This is a genomic window from Mucilaginibacter sp. P4_D1, assembly GCF_056401935.1.
Map to the genome: position 1 here is coordinate 13,962 of NZ_JBFUIJ010000004.1, position 25,716 is coordinate 39,677.

The 25,716-nt window shown below is 43.5% G+C and carries 25 protein-coding genes; 17 read left to right on the forward strand and 8 right to left on the reverse strand.

Annotated elements, in window-relative coordinates:
• Positions 1-77: 77 nt before the first annotated feature.
• The gene (locus AC1DV1_RS05525) at positions 78-287 is read left to right on the forward strand and encodes a DUF2695 domain-containing protein (protein WP_477356379.1); all 210 of its coding nucleotides are present in this window, start codon (positions 78-80) and stop codon (positions 285-287) included.
• 126 nt (positions 288-413) lie between these two features.
• Here AC1DV1_RS05525 and AC1DV1_RS05530 read toward each other — a convergent pair whose 3' ends face one another.
• Complete coding sequence (locus AC1DV1_RS05530; RefSeq protein WP_477356381.1) at positions 414-1,958, reverse strand: Do family serine endopeptidase; 1,545 nt, start codon at positions 1,956-1,958, stop codon at positions 414-416.
• A gap of 186 nt (positions 1,959-2,144) precedes the next feature.
• On the opposite strand from AC1DV1_RS05530, the gene dapF reads away from it, so the two are divergent.
• Positions 2,145-2,930: a diaminopimelate epimerase gene (gene dapF / locus AC1DV1_RS05535; RefSeq protein WP_477356383.1), complete on the forward strand. Its 786-nt coding sequence runs from the start codon at positions 2,145-2,147 to the stop codon at positions 2,928-2,930.
• 41 nt (positions 2,931-2,971) lie between these two features.
• Here dapF and AC1DV1_RS05540 read toward each other — a convergent pair whose 3' ends face one another.
• From AC1DV1_RS05540 to AC1DV1_RS05550, 3 genes are all read right to left on the reverse strand, one after another.
• Positions 2,972-3,496: an AAA family ATPase gene (locus AC1DV1_RS05540; RefSeq protein WP_477356385.1), complete on the reverse strand. Its 525-nt coding sequence runs from the start codon at positions 3,494-3,496 to the stop codon at positions 2,972-2,974.
• 175 nt (positions 3,497-3,671) lie between these two features.
• Entirely contained in the window at positions 3,672-4,970 is a 1,299-nt protein-coding gene (locus AC1DV1_RS05545; RefSeq protein ID WP_477356387.1) for a M20/M25/M40 family metallo-hydrolase, read from the reverse strand.
• Position 4,971: 1 nt separating this feature from the next.
• Positions 4,972-6,843 carry a M61 family metallopeptidase gene (locus AC1DV1_RS05550; RefSeq protein ID WP_477356389.1) on the reverse strand — a complete coding sequence of 624 codons (1,872 nt, stop codon included), beginning with the start codon at positions 6,841-6,843 and terminating at the stop codon, positions 4,972-4,974.
• A 203-nt stretch (positions 6,844-7,046) separates the two neighbouring features.
• Here AC1DV1_RS05550 and AC1DV1_RS05555 point away from each other — a divergent pair, with 203 nt between their 5' ends.
• Together AC1DV1_RS05555 and recO are read left to right on the forward strand one after the other, a co-directional pair.
• On the forward strand, positions 7,047-7,415 hold the full coding sequence (locus AC1DV1_RS05555; RefSeq protein ID WP_477356391.1) for a diacylglycerol kinase: 369 nt from the start codon (positions 7,047-7,049) through the stop codon (positions 7,413-7,415).
• Positions 7,405-8,130 carry a DNA repair protein RecO gene (gene recO, locus AC1DV1_RS05560; protein ID WP_477356393.1) on the forward strand — a complete coding sequence of 242 codons (726 nt, stop codon included), beginning with the start codon at positions 7,405-7,407 and terminating at the stop codon, positions 8,128-8,130. The genes AC1DV1_RS05555 and recO overlap by 11 nt, the downstream gene beginning before the upstream one ends.
• A gap of 790 nt (positions 8,131-8,920) precedes the next feature.
• Here the strand turns inward: recO and AC1DV1_RS05565 are convergent.
• A complete protein-coding gene (locus tag AC1DV1_RS05565; RefSeq protein WP_477356395.1) occupies positions 8,921-11,599 on the reverse strand; it encodes a ThuA domain-containing protein in 2,679 nt (892 codons plus the stop codon).
• Between the two features lie 231 nt (positions 11,600-11,830).
• Entirely contained in the window at positions 11,831-12,241 is a 411-nt protein-coding gene (locus tag AC1DV1_RS05570; RefSeq protein ID WP_477356397.1) for a DUF1801 domain-containing protein, read from the reverse strand.
• A 253-nt stretch (positions 12,242-12,494) separates the two neighbouring features.
• Here AC1DV1_RS05570 and AC1DV1_RS05575 point away from each other — a divergent pair, with 253 nt between their 5' ends.
• From AC1DV1_RS05575 to AC1DV1_RS05620, 10 genes are all read left to right on the forward strand, one after another.
• Positions 12,495-13,070 (forward strand): TerD family protein, encoded by a 576-nt coding sequence (locus tag AC1DV1_RS05575; RefSeq protein ID WP_477356399.1) that lies wholly within the window; start codon positions 12,495-12,497, stop codon positions 13,068-13,070.
• Positions 13,071-13,078: 8 nt separating this feature from the next.
• Positions 13,079-13,753, forward strand: a complete 675-nt coding sequence (locus AC1DV1_RS05580; RefSeq protein ID WP_477356401.1) for a TerD family protein — start codon at positions 13,079-13,081, stop codon at positions 13,751-13,753.
• A 190-nt stretch (positions 13,754-13,943) separates the two neighbouring features.
• Complete coding sequence (locus AC1DV1_RS05585) at positions 13,944-14,636, forward strand: HAD family hydrolase (protein WP_477356403.1); 693 nt, start codon at positions 13,944-13,946, stop codon at positions 14,634-14,636.
• Positions 14,636-15,481, forward strand: a complete 846-nt coding sequence (locus AC1DV1_RS05590) for a phosphoribosyltransferase family protein (RefSeq protein ID WP_477356405.1) — start codon at positions 14,636-14,638, stop codon at positions 15,479-15,481. The genes AC1DV1_RS05585 and AC1DV1_RS05590 overlap by 1 nt, the downstream gene beginning before the upstream one ends.
• Positions 15,471-16,025 carry a TerD family protein gene (locus AC1DV1_RS05595; RefSeq protein ID WP_477356407.1) on the forward strand — a complete coding sequence of 185 codons (555 nt, stop codon included), beginning with the start codon at positions 15,471-15,473 and terminating at the stop codon, positions 16,023-16,025. Before AC1DV1_RS05590 ends, AC1DV1_RS05595 begins: the two co-directional genes overlap by 11 nt.
• A gap of 5 nt (positions 16,026-16,030) precedes the next feature.
• The gene (locus AC1DV1_RS05600; protein WP_477356409.1) at positions 16,031-16,645 is read left to right on the forward strand and encodes a TerD family protein; all 615 of its coding nucleotides are present in this window, start codon (positions 16,031-16,033) and stop codon (positions 16,643-16,645) included.
• A 106-nt stretch (positions 16,646-16,751) separates the two neighbouring features.
• Positions 16,752-17,894 (forward strand): toxic anion resistance protein, encoded by a 1,143-nt coding sequence (locus AC1DV1_RS05605; RefSeq protein WP_477356411.1) that lies wholly within the window; start codon positions 16,752-16,754, stop codon positions 17,892-17,894.
• A 158-nt stretch (positions 17,895-18,052) separates the two neighbouring features.
• Positions 18,053-19,015 carry a hypothetical protein gene (locus tag AC1DV1_RS05610; RefSeq protein ID WP_477356413.1) on the forward strand — a complete coding sequence of 321 codons (963 nt, stop codon included), beginning with the start codon at positions 18,053-18,055 and terminating at the stop codon, positions 19,013-19,015.
• A gap of 37 nt (positions 19,016-19,052) precedes the next feature.
• Entirely contained in the window at positions 19,053-19,871 is an 819-nt protein-coding gene (locus AC1DV1_RS05615; protein ID WP_477356415.1) for a TerC family protein, read from the forward strand.
• A gap of 95 nt (positions 19,872-19,966) precedes the next feature.
• Entirely contained in the window at positions 19,967-20,431 is a 465-nt protein-coding gene (locus AC1DV1_RS05620) for a phosphatidylglycerophosphatase A family protein (RefSeq protein WP_477356417.1), read from the forward strand.
• Positions 20,432-20,549: 118 nt separating this feature from the next.
• Here AC1DV1_RS05620 and AC1DV1_RS05625 read toward each other — a convergent pair whose 3' ends face one another.
• Positions 20,550-21,788 (reverse strand): ABC transporter permease, encoded by a 1,239-nt coding sequence (locus AC1DV1_RS05625; RefSeq protein ID WP_477356419.1) that lies wholly within the window; start codon positions 21,786-21,788, stop codon positions 20,550-20,552.
• Positions 21,789-21,946: 158 nt separating this feature from the next.
• Between AC1DV1_RS05625 and AC1DV1_RS05630 the strand changes: the two genes are divergently transcribed.
• On the forward strand, positions 21,947-22,792 hold the full coding sequence (locus AC1DV1_RS05630) for a peroxiredoxin family protein (protein WP_477356421.1): 846 nt from the start codon (positions 21,947-21,949) through the stop codon (positions 22,790-22,792).
• A gap of 122 nt (positions 22,793-22,914) precedes the next feature.
• Here the strand turns inward: AC1DV1_RS05630 and AC1DV1_RS05635 are convergent, their stop codons facing one another.
• Positions 22,915-23,262: a HesB/IscA family protein gene (locus AC1DV1_RS05635; RefSeq protein WP_147055353.1), complete on the reverse strand. Its 348-nt coding sequence runs from the start codon at positions 23,260-23,262 to the stop codon at positions 22,915-22,917.
• 93 nt (positions 23,263-23,355) lie between these two features.
• On the opposite strand from AC1DV1_RS05635, the gene AC1DV1_RS05640 reads away from it, so the two are divergent.
• Together AC1DV1_RS05640 and AC1DV1_RS05645 are read left to right on the forward strand one after the other, a co-directional pair.
• On the forward strand, positions 23,356-23,886 hold the full coding sequence (locus AC1DV1_RS05640) for a DUF7935 family protein (protein WP_147055355.1): 531 nt from the start codon (positions 23,356-23,358) through the stop codon (positions 23,884-23,886).
• Between the two features lie 5 nt (positions 23,887-23,891).
• Positions 23,892-25,436 carry an acyl-CoA mutase large subunit family protein gene (locus AC1DV1_RS05645; protein WP_477356423.1) on the forward strand — a complete coding sequence of 515 codons (1,545 nt, stop codon included), beginning with the start codon at positions 23,892-23,894 and terminating at the stop codon, positions 25,434-25,436.
• Positions 25,437-25,716: the final 280 nt, after the last annotated feature.

Consider the following 25,716-nt stretch of genomic DNA (forward strand, 5'->3'; position numbering starts at 1 on the left):
GACGAAAAAGAGAAACGCAGGGAACTGCAGCTTCAATTCCAGCAGCAACAAAAACAAGCCTTTATAACCTCGCTTCCATGGAAGCGATAACCTTTGTCAACCTTTTTGATTACCTGGATAATAAGCTGGAATACGAAGGATGCGATCATTCGTTAAGATTTACCGAAGAATATTTACAGCAATTCAACCTCCCTAAACAACAAACAATAGCATGGTTAAATGCAAACGGTGGCTTTTGCGATTGCGAGGTATTGGCCAATATAGAAGATCATTTTGAAGGCATATAGTATCTATGAAATTACCTCGGAGAATTGACAGATAAATCACTCCATAAATACAAAAGCCCGGCAATCACCGGGCTTTTGTATTATAATCTGCATATCTGAAATATGCACATCTGCACATCAAGATGCTTACTGCACCTGGAACATGTTGTTAAAGTTTGTACCATCCGGATAGTAGCCCGAAATTACCAGGTTACCATTACGCAGGTTGGTGATTACTTTATCAATATCAGCTACGCTGTTTATTGGCGATTTATTGATGCTGGTAATAATAGAGCCAACAGGGATCTCGAAGCTATCGAACACCCTGCCTTCACGCACCTGGGTTACCACAACACCCGAGTTTACATGGAATTTGGTCTTTTGAGCCTGGCTTAATGGCTGGAAGCTTGCACCCAGTTTATTAAACAATTCCTCGGCCGATTTTGATACAGCTGCTGTGCGTGGCGTTACCGGTGCGGCATCCGCCTTAAGTGTTACGGCAACGTTTTTCTCCTTACCATCGCGCAACACAGTCATGTTTACCTTATCGCCGGGTTGTAAGCGGCCTACATGTTCCTGTAAGTCAGATGATTCATAAACAGGTACGCCTTCCACTTTCTCAATGATATCACCTTTCTGTACACCGGCAGCTTGGGCACCGCCGCCTTCAACCAGGTCATTAACATATAAGCCGGTTGTATTGTTAATATTCAATTTTTGCGCTACATCGGGGTTAAGCTCTGTAAAGCTTACACCAATAAAGCCACGTTTCACGGTACCGTATTTTTTAATATCGTTCAGTACCTTTTTTGCCAGGTTAACCGGAATAGCAAAGCCATAGCCTTCATATGAGCCGGTGTGCGATGCTATGGCGGCGTTGATGCCTATCAGTTCGCCTTTGGTATTTACAAGCGCTCCGCCACTGTTGCCGGGGTTAATGGCAGCATCTGTTTGGATGAACGATTCGATTGCCTTATTTAATTTAGGCGTGGTTTGCTGATTACGGGTACGGCCAAACGGGTTGCTTTGGTCCTGGTTGTCCTCGCTGCCGATAATACCTATGTTACGGCCCTTGGCGCTGATAATACCGGCTGTAACGGTTGAATTAAGGTTAAAAGGGTTACCTACTGCCAACACCCATTCGCCAACACGGGCATCATCTGAGTTGCCCAATTTTACAATTGGCAGGTCGGTAGCGCTTATCTTGATCAGCGCAAGGTCGGTACTTGGATCGGTGCCAATCACTTTAGCCTGAAAAGTGCGGTGATCATTGGTAGCAACCGTAATTTTATCGGCTTTTTCAACCACGTGGTTGTTGGTAACAATATAGCCATCATTGGAAATGATTACACCCGAGCCTGATGCCATTTGCGGGCCCTGGGGGCGTACACGCTGGCCAAACATATCGCCAAACATCTGTTCAAACTGGTCTTGCCCGCTGCCGCCCGATTGGCTGCTATAGGTAGTACGAATGTAAACCACGGCAGGCGTTACCGCTGCGGCGGCTTCTGTAAAGTCAAGCGCACCGGTTGAAGATACTACCGGGGCCGACGGATTACTGGTAAAATAAACTTTCTGTTTGTCTTCGAAGCTCAGGTTGTCAGCATACTTGCTTTCGATAACCTTGTAAGTGCCTAAAGCCATGGCTCCTCCAACAAAAGCGGTTAATAATGTTAAACCAATCTTTTTCATCTTTATATTTGCCTTTCTTTATTTTGTTTATAATTAACAAATCAAATTTAATACCATATAGACGACATAAGCAACGATAAGTTATCAGGTTTTTTGTTAAAATTTGTTAAAATGATTTTACTTGACCACAACCATACTTAATAACGATTTGTTTGAGGTAAGTAATTGATACTAAATGACATTATTGTGAAAATACGATTTTATAAATACCAGGGTGCCGGTAACGATTTTATACTGGTTGATAACCGCGAAAATATAGTAGATCATAACGATCCTAAGCTGATTGCCGGCCTGTGCGACCGCCGTTTTGGAATTGGCGGCGATGGTATGATGTTTTTGCAAAATAAGGAAGGCTTTGATTTTGAGATGGTTTATTATAATGCCGACGGCCAGCCCAGCAGCATGTGCGGCAACGGTGGCCGCTGTATTGTAGCCTTTGCAAAATTTTTAGGTGTGATTGACAGCGAAACTGAATTTTTGGCGGTTGATGGCCCTCATTATGCCAAAATTTCATCGGAAGGGGATTGGGTAAGCCTGCAAATGATAGATGTAAAAGAGTTAAACACCGACCTGGATGCCTATGTACTCAACACCGGATCGCCCCATTACGTTAAATTGGTTGATGACCTTGTCCACCGGGATGTTTTTCATGAAGGTAAAGCGATCCGTAACAACGCTACCTACCGCGAGAAAGGCATCAATGTAAATTTTGTTGAACCAACCGATGACGGGTACTTTGTGCGCACTTTTGAACGGGGAGTAGAGGATGAAACCTTTGCCTGCGGCACAGGTGTTACCGCGGTAGCGCTTGCTATGGCAAGCCACAACCAGCAAACCGGGCATATTGATACCCCGATAAAAGTATTGGGTGGCAACCTTAATATTCGTTTTGATTACGATGGCAAGGTTTTTACCGATATATTTTTGGAAGGCCCCGCGGTGCAGGTATTTGATGGAGTGGTAGAGGTATAGCTTTTAATTGGATGACTCCGGGCTTACTGACAAATTGTTTATCATTTTGCCAAAAACGCATCTATCGCCTTTACGGCGCTTTCATACCTATCGGTTCCGATGCCTGATATCAGCACATAATTGGCATTCAGGGCGCCCAGTTCTTTATGCCAAACATCCATAAAATACTCCCGCTTGGTAGGGAAATTGCGTAAGGGATCGTCCTGCCAGGGCAGATCGATGTTGAGTAGTAGGTATAAATCGTAAGGGTGCCGGGGCAATTCGTCCAATACTTCCTGGGGCGAGCGGCCAAACATTTCTTCGCTCCATATTTTTACGGTGATAAAGGTGGTATCGCAGATCAGTATCTTGTTGGCCATGGGCAGCAACTGTTCTTCCAAAGCCAGTTGGCCGTAAAACATATTAATCTCATCCTGCCAGGTGCAGGGCGCTGTCAGCTTTTCGCAATAGCCACGCGCATACTCGGGTACGGCGATGGTTTGATAATGCACTGCCAAATAATCAGACATGGTTGATTTTCCTGTCGACTCGGGACCTACTACTGCTATTTTGAATATGTGGGACATTGTGGAACCTAAATATTGAAGCTAAATTCCCTCCCTGGGGAGGGGCGCGGCGATCTGCGCGGTGGCAGGGAGGGGTTTCGCCGCCTTACTTATCAGTAGACTAAACCCCTTCCTTCCCCTTCCCCAAGGAAGGAATCGCACAGGCCTTTTTTTTCTTGATTGTTTGCGAAATCTATTACCGCTCCAGTTTTGCTATCCTTGTTGGGGTATCTGTACCGGCAACAATACTGCGTGAACTTAGCGCAATTGCCCTGATGGTTGAAGTAATATTACTTACATCCAAAGAGCCAAACTCGTCTTTTACGGTATGGTATAACTTGTCGATATCTATCTGATCGGTTGATATGGTGTGCGCCGGTACGCCAAGCCTGGCAAGCGTTGCGTTATCGCTCCGGTAAAACAAATCCTGCTCGGGGTATGGGTCGGGGTAAAATTTAAAGGCTGTGCCATCCAGGTTTTTTTGCAGGATCTTGCCGAAATCCGAACGCTCATAGCCGGTTATAAATGCTGAATTTTGGCCGAATTTTGATGCCTTGCCAATCATTTCGATGTTAAACATGGCAACCGTTTTATCGGGGTTGACCTGGCCCGAGAAGTATTGCGATCCATAACCGCCAATCTCTTCGGCACAAAAAGCTACAAAAATGAGGGTGCGGGCATTGTTTTTTAGCTTTTTATAATATTTAGCCAATGATATTACAGCCGTTGTGCCCGATGCATCGTCGTCTGCACCATTGGCAATGCTGTCGCCTTCCATAGGTTTAAGGATACCCAGGTGGTCATAATGCCCCGAGAATACTACAAACTCTTCCGGTTTGGTTTTACCGGGGATCATGCCTGCAACGTTAAACAAAGGAAGTTCTTCGCTTTTGGTTTCGTAACTTGCATCAAACGTGGTTACTTTATCAAAAGTTCCCAATACAAATATAACAGGGGTTGTAGCCTTACCTTTAAAGGTTACGCTGCCCCTGCCGCTAAATCCGCGTACGCGGGTAAACAAATCTTTAAATTTAGAATCTACCAGAACCAGTGATTTTTTACCGCTGCGTGTAATGGCGCCGTACTCCTGCCTGAAATTTTTATCGCCGGTTACCTCTACCACCTGCACATCGGCGTTGGTGGCCCAGCTAAATGATTCGCTTCCTGTTGCAAAGGCGCTATCGGCCGCAATGCTTTTGCCGTTAATGCTCAGTGTTAATTTAACTGGGGAAGAACGGATCATCTTAAAATCCTGCCTGAAACCGGTGTTACCAGCCAGCGGCGTTAGGCCAATGCTGTTAAACTCGCCTTCAATAAATTTGGCTGCTTTTTCGATGCCGGGCGAAAAGGTTGCACGACCCTGCATATCATCGGCCGATAGGGTTTTAATAATACGGCCAACATTTTTTTCTTTAATCAGCTTATTTACATTTTGGGCAAAACCCAACGTGGTAATTGCTGATAATGCTACGGTTACTATAAAAATCTTTTTCATGTTATTTAACTTTTGATTGCAACCAATTGTTGCGGAATGTTTCCTGTTCTTTTGATAATGGCTTGCCTGTTTTTTCAAAGGTAACTACTTCAAAATTAGGATTTGCCTCTAATACAATGGTTGTTTCGTGGCTGCCGGTGCGGTTTTTATAATTTACGGTAAGCTTGTCGCCCGGTTTTTTATCGGTAAGCTGGTCGTCAAATCCTTTCTGGTCTTTAATGTCAGCGCCGTTTACTTTTAATATCACGTCACCTGCATCAAGGCCTGCCTTATATACCGGCGAGCCAATAATGGTACTTGATAGTATCGGCAAGCCTTCGGCATTACCTGCACGCGGTTGGCCTGCCCTGCCACGGCCGGCGGTGGTTGCCAATGATCCTGCCCAGCCTTTTTCGGGGTTAATTTTGCGTAATACCAAACCAGCTTTGGCCAATAACTCTTCGTAATTATTTTTATCGATGCCGGTAATGTATTTCCTGAAAAAGTCGGCGGCAAATTTGGGGTTGGTTACTTTGCCCAGGTCGGTTTGCAAATCGGGCACGGTATAGGGTTTCATTACCTTACCGCGGCTTAGCCAAACCTGGCGCATATAGTCGTCGAGCGTAATATTAAAATCGCTGCGCAGGCGCAAGTCAAGCGCGAGGGCTATAGCGCCGCCATAGGTGTAGTAACTGGTAAAATCGTTGGCGTTATTGTTAGGATCGATAGAAACACCGGCATCGGCGTATACAGAATAACGGCTCATTTGGGTTGCCGGATATTTAGCGGCGGCAGGGGTGTTTAGTACCTGGTTTACCAGGCCAGCTACAGTGCCGGTATAATCATCAAGATCAATAAAGCCTGAGCGTACCAGCAGCAGCTCGCCGTAGTATTGGGTAAAGCCTTCGGCAAACCAAAGTTCGCTGCTCATGTTGGCATGTTCAAAATTAAACGGCTCCAATGTTTTGGGGCGGATGCGTTTCACATTCCAGCTATGGAAGTATTCGTGCGCGTAAACGCCCAGCAGTCGTTTTTCCAGCCCTTCAACTTTAGGGGCTGGTATGGTAATGCAGGTTGAGTTACGATGTTCCATCCCATCGCCTGAGGTGGTTGGGTGAATGTCGCTGATAAAAGTATATTCGCCATAATCGTAGGCCGGGAATTCGCCAAATACGGCTTTTTCTTCCTGTACCATCCGGGCAACCATTTTGCCAAAATTATCTATCACGGCCTGGCTGTCATCGGAGTGAACGGTAAGGTTTATCTTTTCTTTTTTATTATCATAATTAATCACATCCCAGCTGGCAATTTTATAATCAGACAGTTCGGTTGGGCAATCCATCATGTATTGCAGGTTGGGGGCGCTGTACACGTTTTTATCCTCGTGTTTTAGCTGGGTAGCTACATGCCAGCCATATTTATCCAAATCGTTAAACTGGAAGGTGACAGGCCTTTTATCCTGGCCAACAACCCACATAAAAGTGGCGGGCATGTTCAGGTGGGCGTGGCTTGGGTCGATGCTGGCGTAGGTGCCATCTGTCCAGTTGCCAAAAAGGGTATAGGTTACTTTTACGGTGGATGGATGCTCCTCTATCGAGTAAACATCACCTTCAACCTGCTTCAATTCAAGCGCCTTGCCATTTACATCGGTAGCGGCAACATTATAAATATTTTTACCAAATTCATGCGTGGCATAGCGGCCGGCAGATGAACGGCTCATCCTTACCACCAAAGGGCCGGTTGGTGCCTGCGGAATGGTGATGGTGATTTCGGCCTCGTGATGGGCGGCATTAGGGAACGATATTGAATAATAAATAGCTTTTGGTGCATCCTGCTGGGCTATGGCAGCAGCCGAAAACAGGGAGGCAAACGCGAATAGTAATGTTTTTTTCATGTATTATGATTAGCAGCGATGAAATTACAACTAATCGGCCAAATTGTAATATATCAATATCATTACAGAAGGTGTTGGCCCTATCATTATTGTATTTTCACGCAGAGGCGTAAAGCCGCCAAGTTTTACGGGGTTTGCCTTGCCGTTTTTCACAGAAGAATCTTTAATATATCAGTTACACCAATTACACGTATTTTTGAATTATGAAAAGACTGATACGCAGTTTTGGTTTTGCTTTTAAGGGGTTAAGGTATGCTACAGCAACGCAGCCTAATTTCAGGATACACCTGGTATTGGCTTTTATTGCGGTGATGCTGGGCTTTGCGCTCCATATCGCCTTTACAGAATGGCAATGGATTATGCTTGCAATTGCCCTGGTGCTGGCAATTGAACTTTTAAATACCGGGATTGAAACATTAACCGACCTGGTATCGCCGGATTATAATGAAATGGCGGGCAGGGTTAAAGATGTTTGCGCCAGCGCAGTGGTAATTGCGGCCTTATTTGCGCTTATAACAGGCATCGTAATATTTTTACCAAAACTTATTTTACTGGTAAGGCATGCTGCATAAAACCCGTGGTATAGTATTTAAAGCCACCGATTATGGCGAAAGTAGCGTAATTGTGCAAATTTTTACCGAGAAATTTGGCCTGCAATCATACATCATTAATGGGGCCAAAAAGCCAAAAGCAAAAATAGGCCGCAATATGCTGCAGCCTTTGCACCTGCTTGATTTGGTGGTTTATCATAAAAACACCGGCAGTGTGCAACGCATAGCCGAGCTTAAAAATTCACCTGTTTTACAAAGCATCCCTTATGATGTGATCAAAAGCTGCATCGCCATTTTTTTAAACGAGGTGCTATACAAATCGATCAAACAGCAATCGGCCGAAGAGAATATTTTTGATTTTGTTTTTAGCGCGATAGAGTGGCTTGATCATCAAACCGGCAATGTAGCCAACTTTCACCTGCTGTTTTTAGCCCGGCTTACGCGGTACCTGGGGTTTTATCCTGACAGGGCGCTGATTGACCATGCCGATTATTTTGACCTGAAGAACGGTACGTTTAGCAAATATAAGCCAGATACCGTAATGTACCTGTCGCCGCCGCATACGCAAAATTTTAGCCGGCTGCTCAAATGCAGTTTTGAAAATATGGATCAGCTAAAATTTAGTAACGATGAGCGGCGTTACCTTATCCAGAAATTAATGGAGTATTATGCCCTGCATATTGAAGGCTTTGGCACTATCCGCTCAGGCGAGGTGCTGGAAGAGGTTCTTTCTTAAGCCTTAAGTCGAAAGTCTTAAGTTCTAAGTCAAAAAAAGATCTTCTTTATAATCCAATGCAGTTGGGTTGAAAGTCTTCCTACTTCTAAAAGACGGGTTATGATATGGCGTTGCTGAATATTATTATTGCAGGTTGGATGCTTTATTTAAGTATATATGGGGGCCTAAAATAAAAAAAGAGATAGCCAGGTGGCTCTCTCTTTTTTTTAAGTTGACTGACCTCATTATTTACCATAAAGAACTAATTGGTTAGATCGATAATAACAATTAGGACAAATATAAGCACTATAGGGTTAGTAGACTAATTTTTGGCAAAAAAAGCTTCATTTTTATGAAAAAACACCATATTTTGATGAAAAAAGTGTGTTTTTTGAAAAAAAGGCTCTTATTTTGCCATTTTTTCAATCAAAATGCTCAAAAAATACCCTGGTTTTTACGGGCAGAGGACCTCGGCTTTTATGTGACGCAGATCTTCAAGTCGATTAAGCCAAGGGATATATTGAATTTGTGTATTTAAAAAGAGGGCTAAAAGATTAGGGGAAAATAAGTAAGCCAAATCATCGACGGATGGTATAAGCGTTGTGCTATATAATTATTGATGTTAGGTTTAGGTAAACATCGGTTTTGAACGCGGGGAGAGTCGCCTCTGCCCAATAACTTGCGCCTCGGCGATCTTTTGCGCGAAAAACCTAACAACATTCAAAAGTTTTTTCAGAATTACATTGAGCCGTAAACCAACAAATCCGGCCTGTTTTGCAAGCCGGATTTGTTGGTATTAAATAAGAGCGGGTTATTTAAGCGAGTATACCCAGTTCACTATTTGTTTAATCTCGGACGGTTTTAGGTTAGGGTGCGCGGGCATATCCACATCGCCCCAAACGCCGTGACCACCGGTTGCTATCTTTTTAACAAGGTGCGCGGTTGATGTCGCGTTTTTTGGGTACTTTTTAGCAACGTCGGTAAATGCCGGGCCTACAGATTTTTCGGCTACCTTGTGGCAGGCCTTGCAATCTAACGACATCATTAAGGTCATTCCTGCGGCGTTAGCCTTAATGTTAGCCATTTTTAGTTTCATATCCGGCGAATCCTGGCCGGCTAATACCGGGGTGGTTTTACTTAACGTGGCTGCGCCTTCATCATCTTTAACCTCAACAGATACGTTGTAGTTGCCTTTTTTGGTATAGGTGTAAATCAGTTTTGGGAAGGCCGTTGTTTTTTTGATACCGTTGCCCAGGTTCCAGGTGTATGTCATTGTGTTATTTTCCGGATCGGTTGCCGTTGCGGTAAAAGTTACCGCTAAAGGTAATTTACCAAAAGCTTTATTTGCCGTGATGCTTTTTACTTCGGGCGCGCGGTTACCGGTGTTGTAATCAATGCGGGCCAAACCGGCATCCTTATTTTTGGTAAACCAGCCCGAGCCATATTCAAGCACATAAATTTTGCCATCGGGGCCGGTTTCCATATCAATAGGAGAGTTGAATTTGGTAGTGGCCATAAATGGTTCCATTTTGTCAAGGTCGCCATTGGGTTGCAGGGTAAGTACCTTTATCCAGCCGCGAATCCAATCATAAAAGAATACTTTTTTGTTATAATATTCGGGTAGGCGAGTTGCTTTAGGATACAAGTCGGTATAGTAAATGGGGCCGGCCATAGTGGTACGCCCGCCAGAGCCAACTTGCGGGAAATCTTTCGATTCGCCATAAGGGTACCATATAAATGCAGGTTGTGCAGGCGGCAGTTCTCTTAAGCCTGTATTGTTCCTGGAATCATTTATGGGGTGCAGCGGGTCAAAATTCGGCCCCGATTCGCCGGTTTCATAGTTATAAGCGTGGTACGGGATATTGGGGCCAATAAACAACGGCCAACCGAAGAAGCCTGCTGCTTTAGCCTGGTTAAATTCATCATAACCACGGGGCCCACGAGTGGCTAAGCTGTCGTTATTGGCATCGGGGCCTACTTCGCCCCAGTACAGGTAGTCGTTCTTTTTATCAACCGCTATACGGTATGGGTTTCGGTCGCCCATTACATAAATTTCGGGACGGGTACCCGCTGTGCCCGGTTTAAACAGATTGCCATCGGGGATAGTATAAGTACCATCGCTTTTTATTTTTATCCTCAGGATTTTGCCCCTTAAATCGTTGGTATTCCCGGCAGAGCGCCTGGAATCATGATTGATATGTTCCGGGCGATCATCCAATGGTGCAAATGCGTGCGTATCATGCGGCAGTTTTTTGCCTTCGTCAAATGGCGTAGTATTATCGCCGGTAGATACAAACAGCAAATGATCTGGCCCAAACGCTATGGAGCCGCCCGTATGGCAGCAAATTTCGCGCTGAGAATACAGCTGCAATACTATTTTTTCGGATTTATTATCAATCGTATCACCCGTAAGTGTAAAGCGCGATAAACGGTTCACCGAAGTATCTGCCGGGCTGTAATAAATATAAACGTAATGGTTGGTTTTAAAATCCGGATCGGCCTGGATGCCTAAAACACCCTCTTCGGCATTTACCCCTTTGGTGTGCAGCGTTTTAAAATAAGCGTTCAGAAAGCCAACCTGCTTAATGGTTTTGGTGGTATTTTTAAACAGCATGATTTCGCCGCGGCGCTGGGTTACCAAAATATCCAGGTTGGGCAAAATGGTCATTTCGGTAGGCTCATAAAAAGTGCCCTGAATAAGGGATGTTCTTACAAAACGGTTTTCCTCGGGCACGCGCAGCGTGGTACATTTGGAGTAATCAAGTTTTTTATTGTCGCCAATAGCATATTTAATACCGCCCAGCAGGTGGCCTAAATATACCGGGTCGCTGTATGATTCGTCGGTATGACCAAGTTCGGTATAAAAGGCGCGTCCGTTTTCAAAGTTATGGTACCAGGCCATTGGGTGGTTATCGCCGTTGGTGCCGCCTTTGTAGCTATTTTCGTCAATTTTAATAAGCACATGCAGGTTTTTGCTAATCTTTTTAAAGTTGTACCACTCATCTGTCCTTTTCCAGTCATCGGGTAAAGCGCGGGTTGAGGGATGGTTTTTATCCACCACCTTTAATATGGCCTCCTGCATAGCAGGGTGGCTGTCAAAGTAGGCACCCACCAAACGGCCGTACCATTGCCAGTCGTATTCGGCATCGGCGGCGGCATGCACGCCAACAAAATTGCCGCCTGCCTGCATATAGCGTTCCAGGTCGGCTTGCTGGTAATTATTAAGCATATAGCCGGTAGTGCTTAAAAATACAACCGCGGCGTATTGGCTAAGATTGGCTTCGCTGATTTTTGCAGCGTTGGATGTGGTATCAATCGAAAAATCATTTTCGGCACCAAGTTTAATGATAGCCGCAGAACCTGCCGCAATGGATGCATGGTGATAACCGGATGTTTTAGTGAATACAAGAATTTTAGGCTTAACAACTATTTTGCTGAAGTTAAATACCAGCACGGATAGTGCCAGCAGTAAGGAGATTTTTAATCGCATAGATAATATTGAAAGGTTTTAGTGGTACTTGCCTGGGTTTTTGATTTGTGGTTAAAATCGGCTGAATATAGGCATTTCCATCGATTGCGTAACTTTAGTATCGCAAATATTACAAGTTAATAACAAGGTGGTTTGCCTGGATAGAAAATGAGTATTTGTTTACAATGTTAAAAAAAAAGAAATATCGTCAGAGTCAAAAAAACAAGGAGTTTTTTTAAAAATTAACCGTGCTTATTTCTCCACCAGGGCAAGCCAGTCCGATATCACTTTTTTGATGCCCGTTTCTTTGCTTTTTAAATCATCTATATCCTTAATATATATAAGGCGGCGGCCATCCGCATAGTCGCCCTCTAAAAGCCCTGTGTTATCATTAACTTTTGCCCCGCTGGGAAAAACCAGCAAAATGCGCTTATGCAGGTTCATGACAATGATATACCTTTTATATTCTTTAGGGTTAAAGGGCTTCATTTCGCCGGTGTACAAAAAGCTGGGGGCATTCCATTTTACCTCTTCGCTAATTTCAGGGTCCATGCTTAAAACTATCTGCCTGATGGCCTGTACAATTTGGGCAACCGGGGCATCCAGTTTTTCAATATATTCGGTTACCAGTCGGGTGTTTGTTTTGGGCGGTAATTTGGCCATAATTATTTGCAGGTTAATAAGGTTATACAAATATGTTGAATATCGGGAAGGATTATTAGCATTTAATTTACTTTGAAGGAGCTAATGAGGGTTTCGCCCTTTAGTGGAGGCTTCTCCTTCATTTTTATTTCATACTGTATTTCAAAAAAACATATACCTTAGTTCTGCATTTTAAACCTTAGTTAAGCAAAATTCGCGGCCATTTTCGTAACAATTACGCGGCCTGCTTGTCAATATATAAATACATTTTACAATGGCTATTAATCTTCAAAAAGGACAAAAAATAGATATCGGACTGTCGAAAATGACAGTTGGTTTGGGCTGGAACCCAAATGAAGGCACAGGTTATGATTTTGACCTGGATGTATCGGCTATCATGATAGATGGCAACAGGTTTGTACCCGAAGACGAGTTCTTCGTTTTTTATAACAACGTAGATTCGCCGGACGGCGCCGTTCACCACACCGGCGATGATCCCTCGGGCGGCAACAGCGATGGCGGCGACGACGAATCCATCAACATTGATTTAACTAAAGTTGACGCCAAAATACAGGAGATATTGTTTGTGGTAACCATCCACGAAGCACAACCCCGCAGGCAAAACTTTGGGCAGGTACGCGATTCCTATATCCGTATTATTGACGAGCAAACCGGTAGCGAAGTTTGCAAATACGAGCTGGGTGAGGATTTTTCTATCGAAACAGCCGTTGAGTTTGGGYGCTTATACCGCCGCAACGGGGCCTGGAAGTTTGAGGCATCGGGCGTGGGTTACAAGGAGGACCTTGCCTTCTTTTTAAGTAAATATTTTAAAGGGCAAATTATTAAATAAGCAAAGCAATGGCAATTAATCTGGTAAAAGGTCAAACAATTGACCTTCGTAAAAATGATAAAGGCGAAAGCTTCGATTTGTCGTCGGTAACCATTGGCTTAGGTTGGGATGTAAGGCAAAGTCGCGGCGGCGGCGGTTTTTTAGGTAAACTATTTGGCGGCGGCAACGAAGAGGTGGAATACGACCTGGATGCCATTGCTTTCCTGCTGGATAAAAACGGCCATGTGGCCAACAGGGGCCGCACCTTTCAAAAACCCAACGGCAATAAAATAAATTTGTATGAGGGCGATGTGGTGTATTTTAACTCCATGCGCCATCCATCAAACCATATCTGGCTAACCGGCGATAACCGTACAGGTGCGGGCGATGGCGATGATGAGCAGATTATCGTAAAACTGGATTCGCTTGATCCGAAATACGACCGCATTTTATTTATCGTTGCCATATACCAGGGGCAAAGGAATAACCAGCATTTTGGCATGGTGGAGAATGCTTTTATCCGCGCAGTTGATAACAGCGGCAAAGAGATAGCCAAATTCAGCCTTTCGGGCGACGCCACTTACAATGGCATGTGCTCCATGAAATTTGCCGAAGTGTACCGAAATGACGGCACCTGGAAATTCCGCGCCATTGGCGAACCGTTTGCAACAGATAATTTTTTAGAGTTACTTAAACAGTATTGAATTGTGTTGAACGTTGTAAGTTATACGTTATACGTGCCTGTTTGGTAAAACAACGTATAACTTACAATATACGGCGTAATATCTATATTCAGAACTGCTAACAATATTGAAATTTAGTTGTACCTCTATATCGCCAATTGGGCAAAACGTATAACTTACAACGTATCACGTACAACCTACACCGCCTGCAATGTACCAACACTACTCCTTCGATCTTTGGCTTACGCTGATCAAATCAAATCCTTATTTTAAAATAGAGCGCACCAAAATTTTTCACCGGGATTTTAACCCGATGGGCAAAAGTGTAGATGAGGTGGCCAAGGCTTTCAGGCAGGTTGATTTGATGTGCAACGCCGTAAACGAAAATACAGGCAAAAACATTGATGCCGATGAGATGTACCTGATGGTAATTAGCCTGATTAATGATAACCAACTTAATTTATCGGATATTGATACCGGCAAGCTGTACCTGGATATGGAGAAGCTGTTGTTCTATTATATGCCGCTGGTATACTCGCCTGTAACAATTTCCTCGTTGCAGCATCTAAAAGATAAAACAGGTGGTACCTTTAGTTTGTTAAGCAATACCGGTTTTATAAAAGGAACAACATTAAGAAAGGTACTGGCGGAATTAAAGATGAGCAATTACTTTGATTTTCAGCTGTACTCGGATGAGGTGGGGATGTCGAAACCAAACCCGGCTTTGTTTGAATTAATGTTGAAAAATATCAAACAAGTCAATATAAATAAGGATATTCGTTTAAACGATATCATCCATATAGGCGATAACGCTAAGGCTGATATTGAAGGCGCCCATGCAGCAGGTATAAAAAGTTTGCTCATCAACTCAAACAACCAATCTATTTTAGCCTTATTAAGCTAATGAACGCTACCTACTCATTACATCATGTTGATAACGATAGCCGATTCGGCTTTTGCCCGGATAGCTACAGCCGTTTCAAATTTGGCGATGAAGCTGTAGCCCGCGAGTTCGGTTGTGCCCTTGCTGATAGTTTTATTGATCATGTTTTGTCAAAACAGCCTGTATCGCAGCAAATTGTAGTAATATCAAGTCCTTACTCGTTTATCCCAACGGCCACCTTCGCCATGAAAACATGGTTTGTGTACGGCCTTAACCGCTGGCTGGCACAACACGGATACGCGGTAGTGCAGGAAACCAAGGTACACCGCACCATTACATATAAGGAAGACTACGGCGAACTGAATGCCGAGCAAAGGATGAACCTGATAGGTAACGATTCGTTCCATATCGACAAAGATTTTTTGACCGGCAAAACGCTGATATTTTTGGATGACATTAAAATAACCGGCAGCCATGAGCGCATGATCATGAAAATGGTGAACGCATACGGCCTAAGCAATGATATTTACATGCTGTACTTTGCCGAACTGGTGAATAAAAACATCCACCCTAACATCGAGAACTTTTTAAACTATCACCAGGTGAAAACCATTTTCGACCTGGAGCCCATTATACAAAGCGGCAGTTTTGCCATTAATACCCGCATAGTTAAATACATCCTGAATTACAATACCGATTGCTTTAGCATTTTTATACAAAACCAAACAATGGATTTTGTAAACTTGCTATATGATATGGCTTTGGGCAATGGTTACCATACTATTGATACCTATGCCCCAAACCTTAACTTTATTAGCCAAAACCTATTTATAAACAATAAAAATCTGATTAAACATGGCAATTAATTTGCAAAAAGGCCAGCGCGAAAGCATCCATGCCCCAAAATTCACCATAGGGCTGGGCTGGGATACTAATAGTTCATCAACAGGCAGCGCATTCGATTTAGATGCCTCTGTTTTTATTTTGGGCGACAATAAAAGATTACTGGCCGACGAATATTTTGTGTTTTATAACAACCTGATATCCCCGGATGGTGCGGTTGAGCATACCGGCGATAACCTTACCGGCGCCGGCGACGGTGACGACGAGCAGATAAAGGTAGACCTTTCAAAGGCAGATGCTAAAATCTCGGAAATTTGCATCGTGGTAACTATTCACGAGGCCGAGGCGCGGAAACAAAACTTTGGCCAGGTACGTAACTCTTTCATCAGGATATTTGATGCCGAAACAGGCGCCGATATTTTGAAGTATGAACTGGAAGAAGATTTCTCGATAGAAACTGCCGTTGAGTTTGGCCGCATCTACAAAAAAGATAACAACTGGAAATTTGAAGCTGTTGGCGTTGGCATGAAAGGCGGCCTGCAGGATTATTTAAACAAATATCAATAACGGCTATGGCAATCAATCTTCAAAAGGGACAACGCATCAGTCTCGAGAAAAGTAACGGCAGCAAATTACAAAGTGTTTGCGTGGGCATTAACTGGGGAGCCATTGAAAAGAAAGGTCTTTTTGGCTTTGGCGTAACCAAAGAGGCGGTTGACCTTGACGCCAGCTGCGCCCTGTTTGACGAAAGTAAACGCCTGGTAGACGTGATCTACTTCGGCAACTTAAAATCAAAAGATGGTTCGGTAAAGCATAGCGGCGACGACCTTACCGGCGATTTAAATGGCAATGACGGCATCGACAACGAAGTAATCACCGTAAATCTTCCGGGTTTGCCTGCATCGGTAACCTATGTGGCATTTATGCTGAACAGTTTCCGTGGACAGGATTTCGGCACTATTCCTTTTGCGTCTATCCGCATTTATGAAGGTACGCCAACCCGCGTAAACGAAGTGTTTGCTACCTATGATATTGCACACAGCAAAGATTTTGCCGGCCACGTTGCCATGGTTATGGGCGTTTTTTATAAAAAGAACGGCGAATGGAAATTTAATGCCATTGGCGAACCAACCCGCGACCGCAAACTGGAAGAAACCGTTAAAACTGTTACCAATAATTATTTATAATAGTTTTGAGTGGTGAGTTATGAGTTTTTAGTAGAAGCTAAAACCGAATAATCAAATCATTACTTACAACTCATAACTCAATACCCATAACTTAAAACTCAAGAAAATGGAAGGCGCACCAAATAACACCCCGATAAATATAACCCCGGTTACCCTGGATATAACTCCGGCACCGGGAACAACTACTCCTGTAAAATTGCTGGATAAGGAGGGCAATGTAGATTTAGCTAACATTACGCCTACCGAAGTTCAAAAATATAGTGAGGTAGCCAAGGCCCTAGACCCTAAGGATGTTAACTCCATCCTGAACTATGGCACCGATGTGCAGGCTTCGATGGAGAAGTATAGTAACAACTTTTTAACATCGGTACGTACCTATAACTCCGGCGAAGTTGGTTTGCTGATAAACGACCTGCTTACCGAACTGAACTATATTGATGTAGATGAGCTGAACCAAAATGCGTTCACCTCATTTATCTCACATATCCCTTTCATGAAAAAGCTGGTGTTTGATGCCAAAAAGCTTTTCCAGAAATACGATACCGTTATCAACAACATCGATAAGATAACCAATAAAATAAAGGCTGGTCGTGTTAATTCACTAAAGGATAACAGTTCGTTGCAAACCATGTTTGACAGTAACGTAACTTACATCCACCAAATGGAGGAGTTGATTATCTCGGGCCAGTTAAAGTACAATGAACTAAACGAGCAATTGGCGCAAATGGACGCCAACCCATCAGCCTATAACGATTACGAAATTGCCGACCTGCGCGATTTTGTGAACCGCCTGGATAAACGCCTTGCCGATTTAAAGGTAGTAAGGTTTATCATGATGCAATCATTGGCGCAAATTCGCGTGGTGCAAAGCAATAACACTACCATAGCCGAGAAAGCGCAATCTATCGTATCAACCACTATCCCGGTTTGGAAAAACCAACTCACCATTGCCGTTGCCCTAAACAGGCAAAAGGAAAATGTGGAGATGCAGAAAAAGATATCAGACACCACCAACACCATCCTGCAAAAAAATGCCGAGCTGCTTAAACAAAACAGCATCGACGTTGCCCGCGAGAACGAAAAAACGGTAGTATCCCTGGATACGCTGAAACGCACAACAGCATCGCTGATTGAAACCCTTACCGAGGTAAAACGAATTCACGATGAAGGTACTGCCAACAGGAAGGTACTTAACACCGAATTACAGACACTGGAAACAGARTTGAAAAAGCATGTGACTAACGCGTAAGCGAAGCCCCGTCGTCCTTTATGTAATAGCCGCACTGCGCTCGCAATGACATAATTTCCCCATCGCCTGTGTCCTCACAGGCGATTTGCATTTAAAGCCCTCCCCTTCGGGGGAGGGTTTGGGTGGGGTTTCTTTTTTCGTAAATTTGTACTTAATTCATGGACGAAAACAGGTTAAATATTTTAAATCAGAGTAACCGGATGCTCAGTAAGCTGCAACTGCTTTCTGTATTTTTTGGCGACGATATGATTTATAAAATTTACCTGCGCAGCCAGGTGATCCATAAACTGTTTGAGGCCAACCCCGAGTTGGATATCAATAAACTCGACCTGTTCCACCTCCAGTTTACACAAAGCCTCATAGATCTACTCCGAAAGATCAAAAAGAACAACGAGACCAATGTAAGTCTGTTGTTTGACGAGATTCAGATTAACCGTGAAATGATTGAGCGACTGAACGATCCCACTTATACACTTGCGAACTTCAACCTCGAAAAGCAAAGGCAGGCACTCAAGATCAATTTGTCGTTGCGCAAGCTGTTCCAGGTATTGTCGGACAGTTCAACAGAAAATCCGTTGTCCAAAAACATCAACGCCTTTAGCTCAAGGTTTGCGGCTGATTTTTTTTACACCATCAGCACCGATCTGATGGAAGAGGTGACGGCCTTTAGCCTGGCTGATGTTTACAAAAATGAATACGCCAAAATTCAGCGTAAGCTGATGGGGGTGTTGTGCAAATATGATTTTAAAACAGAATTTTATTGCGGGTTAAAATCGGGAGCACAGGTTATTGAGGTTTACAAATTTATTGATGCAGACAGGTATTTTATATATGCGCCAGGAGATAACCTGTTTGTGTTTTTTGACGTTGCAAAAATTGCCGGACTGGATATGACCACCAATATGTCGAAAAAAGAGCGGCTGATGTATGAACTGAAAGACAAGAACGACAGGCTTGAAGGCAACGCCGCTGCGATGAAAGCCAACATGCCGCTAGAGATTGCCGCCCTGCTTGCCGATAATTATAAAAAAATCTCGGATATCACCTTCCTGGATAATATCAGCAATATTGATGTGCAAGCCAATATTTTAAAAAGCATGCTCAATACCGATTTAATTTAGTTTATTTAACCTTAACAAAAACACATTACCTGTTTATATGGATTTACATACAATATTAGGCCCCGACATTAAAGCCGGCCTGCTCATTATTTTAAACCTGATCCTGATAGAGAGTTTGCTATCTGTAGATAACGCTGCCGTGCTTGCAACGATGGTGCTCGATCTTCCGAAAGATCAGCGTAAAAAAGCTTTACGTTATGGTATCATTGGCGCTTATGTATTGCGCGGCGTTTGCCTTTTCCTGGCCGCATGGTTGGTAAAAATATGGTGGCTAAAACCTATTGGAGGCTTATACCTGTTATATCTTTGCTTTGATTATTTTAAAGGTAAAATTCAGGCTGCAAACGCAGGTGGCGAAGGAGAAGAAGTTGACAAAAGCAAAAACTGGCTATATAAATCAACAGTAGGTGTATTTGGGGTATTTTGGGCCACCGTTGCATTAGTTGAATTAATGGACCTGGCCTTCTCTATTGATAACGTATTCGCTGCAGTAGCTTTTACAGATCACGTGGTTTTGATTTACATAGGTGTATTTATCGGTATACTGGCTATGCGTTTTGTTGCCCAGGCCTTTGTTAAGCTGATGGAAAAATTTACTTTCCTGGAGACTGTAGCATTTATTGTAATAGGTGTACTAGGCTTAAAGTTATCAGCATCATTATACATCCACTTTTACCCGGAAACGGGTTTCTCCAAAATGATGGAAGGCGAGGGTGCAGATATAGCTACATCGGTATTTACCGTAGCCATATTCATTATACCTGTATTAACATCGCTGCTATTCAACTTCCCCAAACGCCACACCATCGAACCGGAAGTAGCCGAAGCTGCCGAAGACGTTTTGGATAACCAGTAGTTCAGTTGGCGGTTTTCAGTTAGCAGTTGGCAAAAATGGCCAGCCGTAAGTTAGGCTAACAAACTACGCACCAATGAACAAATGAACGAACGACAATGAACTTTAACAAAATAATAGCCTCGATATTCGGCATCGGTTTTTTAAAAGGCGGGGGCACTTATGCAGCTATAGTTACCTGCGGCGGCATTTGGCTGTTGTGGCAATTTTCCGCTTTACAAAATCCGTTTTATTTACTGGCAATAACTATCTTGATCACTCTTTGGGGGGTATACGTGAGCAACAAGGTTGAGCCGGATTGGGGCGAAGATAGTTCGCGCGTGGTGATAGATGAAGTTGCCGGTATGCTCATCTCGGTGTTATTTTTGCCGCAAAATCTTTACTTTTTATTGGGCGGGCTGGTACTGTTCCGCTTTTTTGATATTGTTAAACCGCTTGGTATCCGAAAAATGGAAGCCCTGCCCAGTGGTACCGGTGTAATGATGGACGATGTACTGGCAGGCATATATTCCAACGCCGTGCTTTGGATAGGCTATTTTATCTGGCTGAAGTTTGGCGGATAATTAAAAATACGTATTAATGCAAAATGCCGCTTGTTAACAACTTGCGGCATTTTTATTATGATAAGAATTACAGTGGGTTATTCATTTTTATTCCCGCTTTCAGCCTTAAGCCTTCTGCTTATTCGTATCGCAGGGCTTCAACCGGGTCTAACTTTGCGGCCTTTTTAGCCGGGTAGTAACCAGATATCAACCCAATGAATGTACAAAGTACAACCGCGAATATTAGCCATCCCCATGGTACGGCAAAGGTTCCGCTTATCTGAACCGCGATGACGTTACCGGCGGCCATACCTAATACTATACCCGCGGCCCCGCCTATAAGGCATATTACTATAGCTTCAATTAAAAACTGTTTACGTATTACGGCCGGTGTGGCGCCTATGGCTTTACGCACACCAATTTCGCGGGTGCGTTCGGTTACCGATACCAGCATAATATTCATAAGCCCAATGGCGGCGCCAATCAGCGTTATGATACTAATGGCAAATCCACCAGCGGTAATCCCGGCCAGCTGACCGGATAACTCTTTCTGGATCGAATCGCTTCGTGATATTTCAAAATTATCCTGGTTGGCTACGTTCAGGCTGCGTACATTTCTGAACAACGAAGTAGCCTCGCCAATGGTAGCGTCCAAAGCACCGGGGCCTTTTACTTTAACGGTAACTGTGTAGGACGCATTTCTATTGGTGTCAATTTGCTTGGCTTTTAATATCGGGATAATGCAAAACTTATCGCCACCAAATGAACTTGAACCTTTTGAGGCAATTACGCCAACTATTTTATACTTGTTGCCGCCAATAAAAACGTTTTGGTTAACCGGGTCGGAGTGCTTAAAAAGCTTCTGCTTAATCTCGTCGCCAATAAGTACCACGTTTGAACCATGCTCCAGCTCGGAAGTTGAAAAGTTACGCCCGAAAGAGAGTTTTTTCCCACTGGTGGCCAGGTAGTTTTCGTTTGATCCGGATATCGAAATATTTTGGTTTGTTTTTTCGCTGCCGAATTTAGCAACTGCGGTGCCGGTAACATCAATATTAACAGCAATGATAACGGGCAGTTTAAATGTTTTTTTAAAACGATCGGCCTGGTCGTAAGTAATGGGCGGGTACATTTTGCGGTGGCCGCCGTTACCAAAATTCAACCCTTCGCCACGGTTTTGAATGGTGAAAGAATTGGCGCCCAAATCGGCAAAGGCATCATTGGTAAACTGCCGTATTCCCTCAATGGCCGTTAATATACTTACCAGCGCCATTATACCGATAGCAATAATTAAAGCCGTAAGCGATGTACGCAGCCTGTTACCGGCAATGGATTGTAACGCTATCGAAATATTTTCTCTGTAGGAGGTTTTTACCGGCATGCTATCAAAATAAAAAACTTGCCCGTATGACTAAGCACTATACCAATTTGTTACAGCATCAAAAATGTTTTTATTGCGGGTGCAATAATCAAATTTGCGGGTTAATACCATTGACTATTTGCTCAATAAATAATATCTTACCGTTAGTTTACCGCCTTATGAAATTACAATCCTTAAATGTTTACACGGATGCCTCATTTATGATCAGAAACATCTGCTTACTGATTATGCTAACCGCCCTTACCGCGGTGTCCCACGCCCAGGATGCTGTTAAAACAAGCACAAAAACCATAAGCTGGGCATTGGATAAAAAATCGGTGGTTAAAGATTCGACCGGGAGGATATACCCCATGGCAGAATGGAATAAGTTGGTGGTTAGCAGGAAATATTCCATTTGGCCCGCGGATTGGAATAATATTAATAATCAGTTTATAATTATAAAAGGCAACCAACCCCCAAACATTATTCACACTGCTCCGGCATCAAAGGAAGATAATGCCACGGAAACGCCCGCGCTAACTACGCCGCCCGGCGACCCTTACGACTATATGTCCGCCTGGCCTAAACCCAACGAATCGGCTTATTTTAAAGTAGGGGAAGAGATTTCATCTTTCAACAGTCATGACATCAACGGAAACAGAATATCATTGAAAGATTTGCGCGGCAAAGTTGTTGTACTCAACTTTTTCTTTATTGGCTGTCCGGGTTGTATGCAGGAAGTGCCCGAGTTAAATGATGTTGTTGCCCGCTACAAGGGGAATGATAATGTTGTCTTTGTATCTGTATCGCTGGATGTAAAAAGCTATATAAAAAAATTCATGGATGATACGCCTTTCAATTATCAGATTATAGCCGAAGGCGGCTTTTTGGCCAAACGATATGGCATCGAACTTTACCCTACCAATCTTATACTTGATAAAACAGGAAAGGTAGCTATGCATTGGGTTGGGCGATCGCCCAGCGCTCCATATTGGATGAAAAAAACTATTGATAGAATACTGTGAGGAAAGCAAAAAGGCAACCCATTGGGCTGCCTGTATACCTGGCTGATAGAAAATATCGATTTGGATTACGTTATATCTAATCCACTCGTTGATATTCTTCGTCTTGAATCTTGGCTCTATCCTTATACCGAGAATGATGTTCCGCAACCGCAGCTGCTTGCAGCGTTAGGGTTGTTAAATGTAAAGCCACGGGCGTTTAAGCCATCCTGGAAATCTATCTGCATACCCATCAGGTACATGCCGTGGGCTTTGTGCATAAATACTTTTATACCATCAATAATGAATTCCTGGTCGCCATCCTTTTTCTGGTCAAAACCCAGTACGTAGCTCATGCCCGAGCAGCCACCACCCTCAACACCAACACGCAGGCCAAATTCATCGCCAATCTCTTGTTGATCCTTTAACTTAAAAAGTTCCTTAACGGCGCCCGGTGTAAATGATACCGGTAAAATTTCAACAGCAGTACTCATCTTATTTTATATTTAACTATACAAATATAAGGTAAAATGTGGATTTTTACATCCACAGCTATTTTATGACCTCTGTATAACATTTTAATAACCATGCTTACAACCCAATATTTACTTGATATTTTAAAGTTTACGGTAGCCGGTGCCGGAGTTATATGGATAGCCTTTTACCTGGTTAAGCCATATCTTGATAAACAAAACCAGGTGCAGCTGCTGGAGCTTAAGCGCAGTGTAAGTAGCCAAACCCTGCCTTTACGGTTACAGGCCTACGAGCGCGTTGTGTTATTTATTGATCGTATTAACCCGGCCAATATGCTTATCCGCCTTAACGCGGGTGGCCTTTCGGCTGCCGATTTACATATTGTTATCGTTAACGAAATCCGTACCGAGTTTCAGCATAACGTTACCCAGCAAATTTATGTAAGCAGCCGGGTTTGGGCTGTTATGAAAAGGGTGAAGGATGATACCCTGAGCCTGGTAAATAACGCGGTAAAAGGCCTTCCCCAAAACGCCACCGCCATGGATTTGAGCAAAACCGTGCTTATTCACCTAAGCCAGCTGGAAGATGATCCGTATGAGATAGCCATTAACCTGGTAAGGCAGGACCTGGAAGAATTATTTTAAACCGCATGGCTAAAAAATTCAGCACTACATCGGGTATAGAAATAAGGGAGGTTTACACCGAACCCTCCAAAATGGACGAACTGCCTGGCCAGTTCCCTTTTACACGAGGCATTCAAAAAGACATGTACCGGGGCAAAGCCTGGACAATGCGCCAGTACGCCGGGTTTTCAACGGCTGAAGAATCAAACAAGCGGTATCATTATTTATTAAGCCAGGGCACAACCGGCCTCTCGGTAGCTTTTGACCTGCCCACGCAGATTGGATACGATAGCGACCATGAGCTATCCGAAGGCGAAGTAGGTAAAGTTGGCGTCGCCATCGATTCGCTGGAGGATATTGAAATATTGTTTGATGGTATCCAGCTTAAGGATATTACCACCAGCATGACCATTAATGCCACCGCAGCTATTTTGCTGGCCATGTACATCGCGTTAGCAAAAAAACAGGGGGCAGACCTGAGCCAGATTTCGGGCACCATTCAAAACGATATATTAAAGGAGTATGCGGCGCGGGGTACCTATATATATCCGCCAACCCCATCCATGCGGTTAATTACCGATGTGTTTGAGTACTGTAGCAAGGAGGTGCCCAAGTGGAACACCATATCTATTTCGGGCTATCACATTCGCGAGGCCGGTTCAACAGCAGTGCAAGAGCTGGCTTTTACCTTGGCCAATGGAAAAGCCTATTTAAAAGCGGCACTTGAAAAAGGACTGGATATAAATGTATTTGCCAAACGCCTTTCGTTCTTTTTTAACTGTCATAATAACTTTTTCGAAGAGATAGCCAAGTTCAGGGCTGCAAGGCGAATGTGGGCGCATATTACCAAAGAATTAGGTGCAACCGATGCCGGTGCGCAAAAACTGCGTTTTCATACCCAAACCGGTGGGTCAACCTTAACGGCACAGCAACCACTTAACAACATTATAAGGGTAAGTAACCAGGCCCTGGCCGCTGTATTAGGCGGCACCCAATCGCTGCATACCAATGGCTACGACGAGGCACTATCCCTGCCAACTGAAGCCGCTGCTAAAATAGCCCTGCGCACCCAACAGATCATCGCCTTCGAAAGTGGAGTTACCGATACTGTAGACCCGCTGGCAGGCTCATACTTTATAGAAGCCCTGACCGACGAGGTAGAAGCCGCTGCGCAATTATATCTGGATAAGATAGAGGCCATGGGCGGCGCAGTTAAAGCCATAGAGCAGGATTACATTCAACAGGAGATAGCCGCGTCAGCGTATCAGTACCAGATTGATATCGAAAACGGTGAAAAAATTCTTGTGGGAGTAAATAAATTTACCCAGATTGAAGATGCTCCCTCGGGTGTTTTCAGAGTTGATGACTCCATTCGAAAAACGCAGATAGAAAAAATTAAAAAACTCAAAAACAAAAGGGACAATCACGCTGTTGAAACAACTTTACAACTATTAAGAATAGCAGCAGAAGGCAAAGAAAATTTAATGCCTTTTATAGTATCTTCGGTTGAGAATTATGCTACCTTAGGAGAAATCGCGGATATACTGCGAGGGGTTTTTGGGGAATATTAGTATCGCGGGTGAGGCATTAGGATTTGTGTGGATATCGTGCCATAATTAACAAAAGAACAGCTTTTATTTTTAATGAGCATTAAACCAGTGCTTTAGTTTTTAGCGCAAGATAAAAGGCTAAAATGGCCATACAATTGCTTTTATTTTGCCAAAAAACGGCAAAACAAAGGGAGCTATTTTGGTGATTTTTAAGGCATTAATCAAAAGGTGAAAAATTAATTTAAAAATAATTCAATTGCATTTTTTATTATAAAACATTGCGTTACATACAAACTTTATA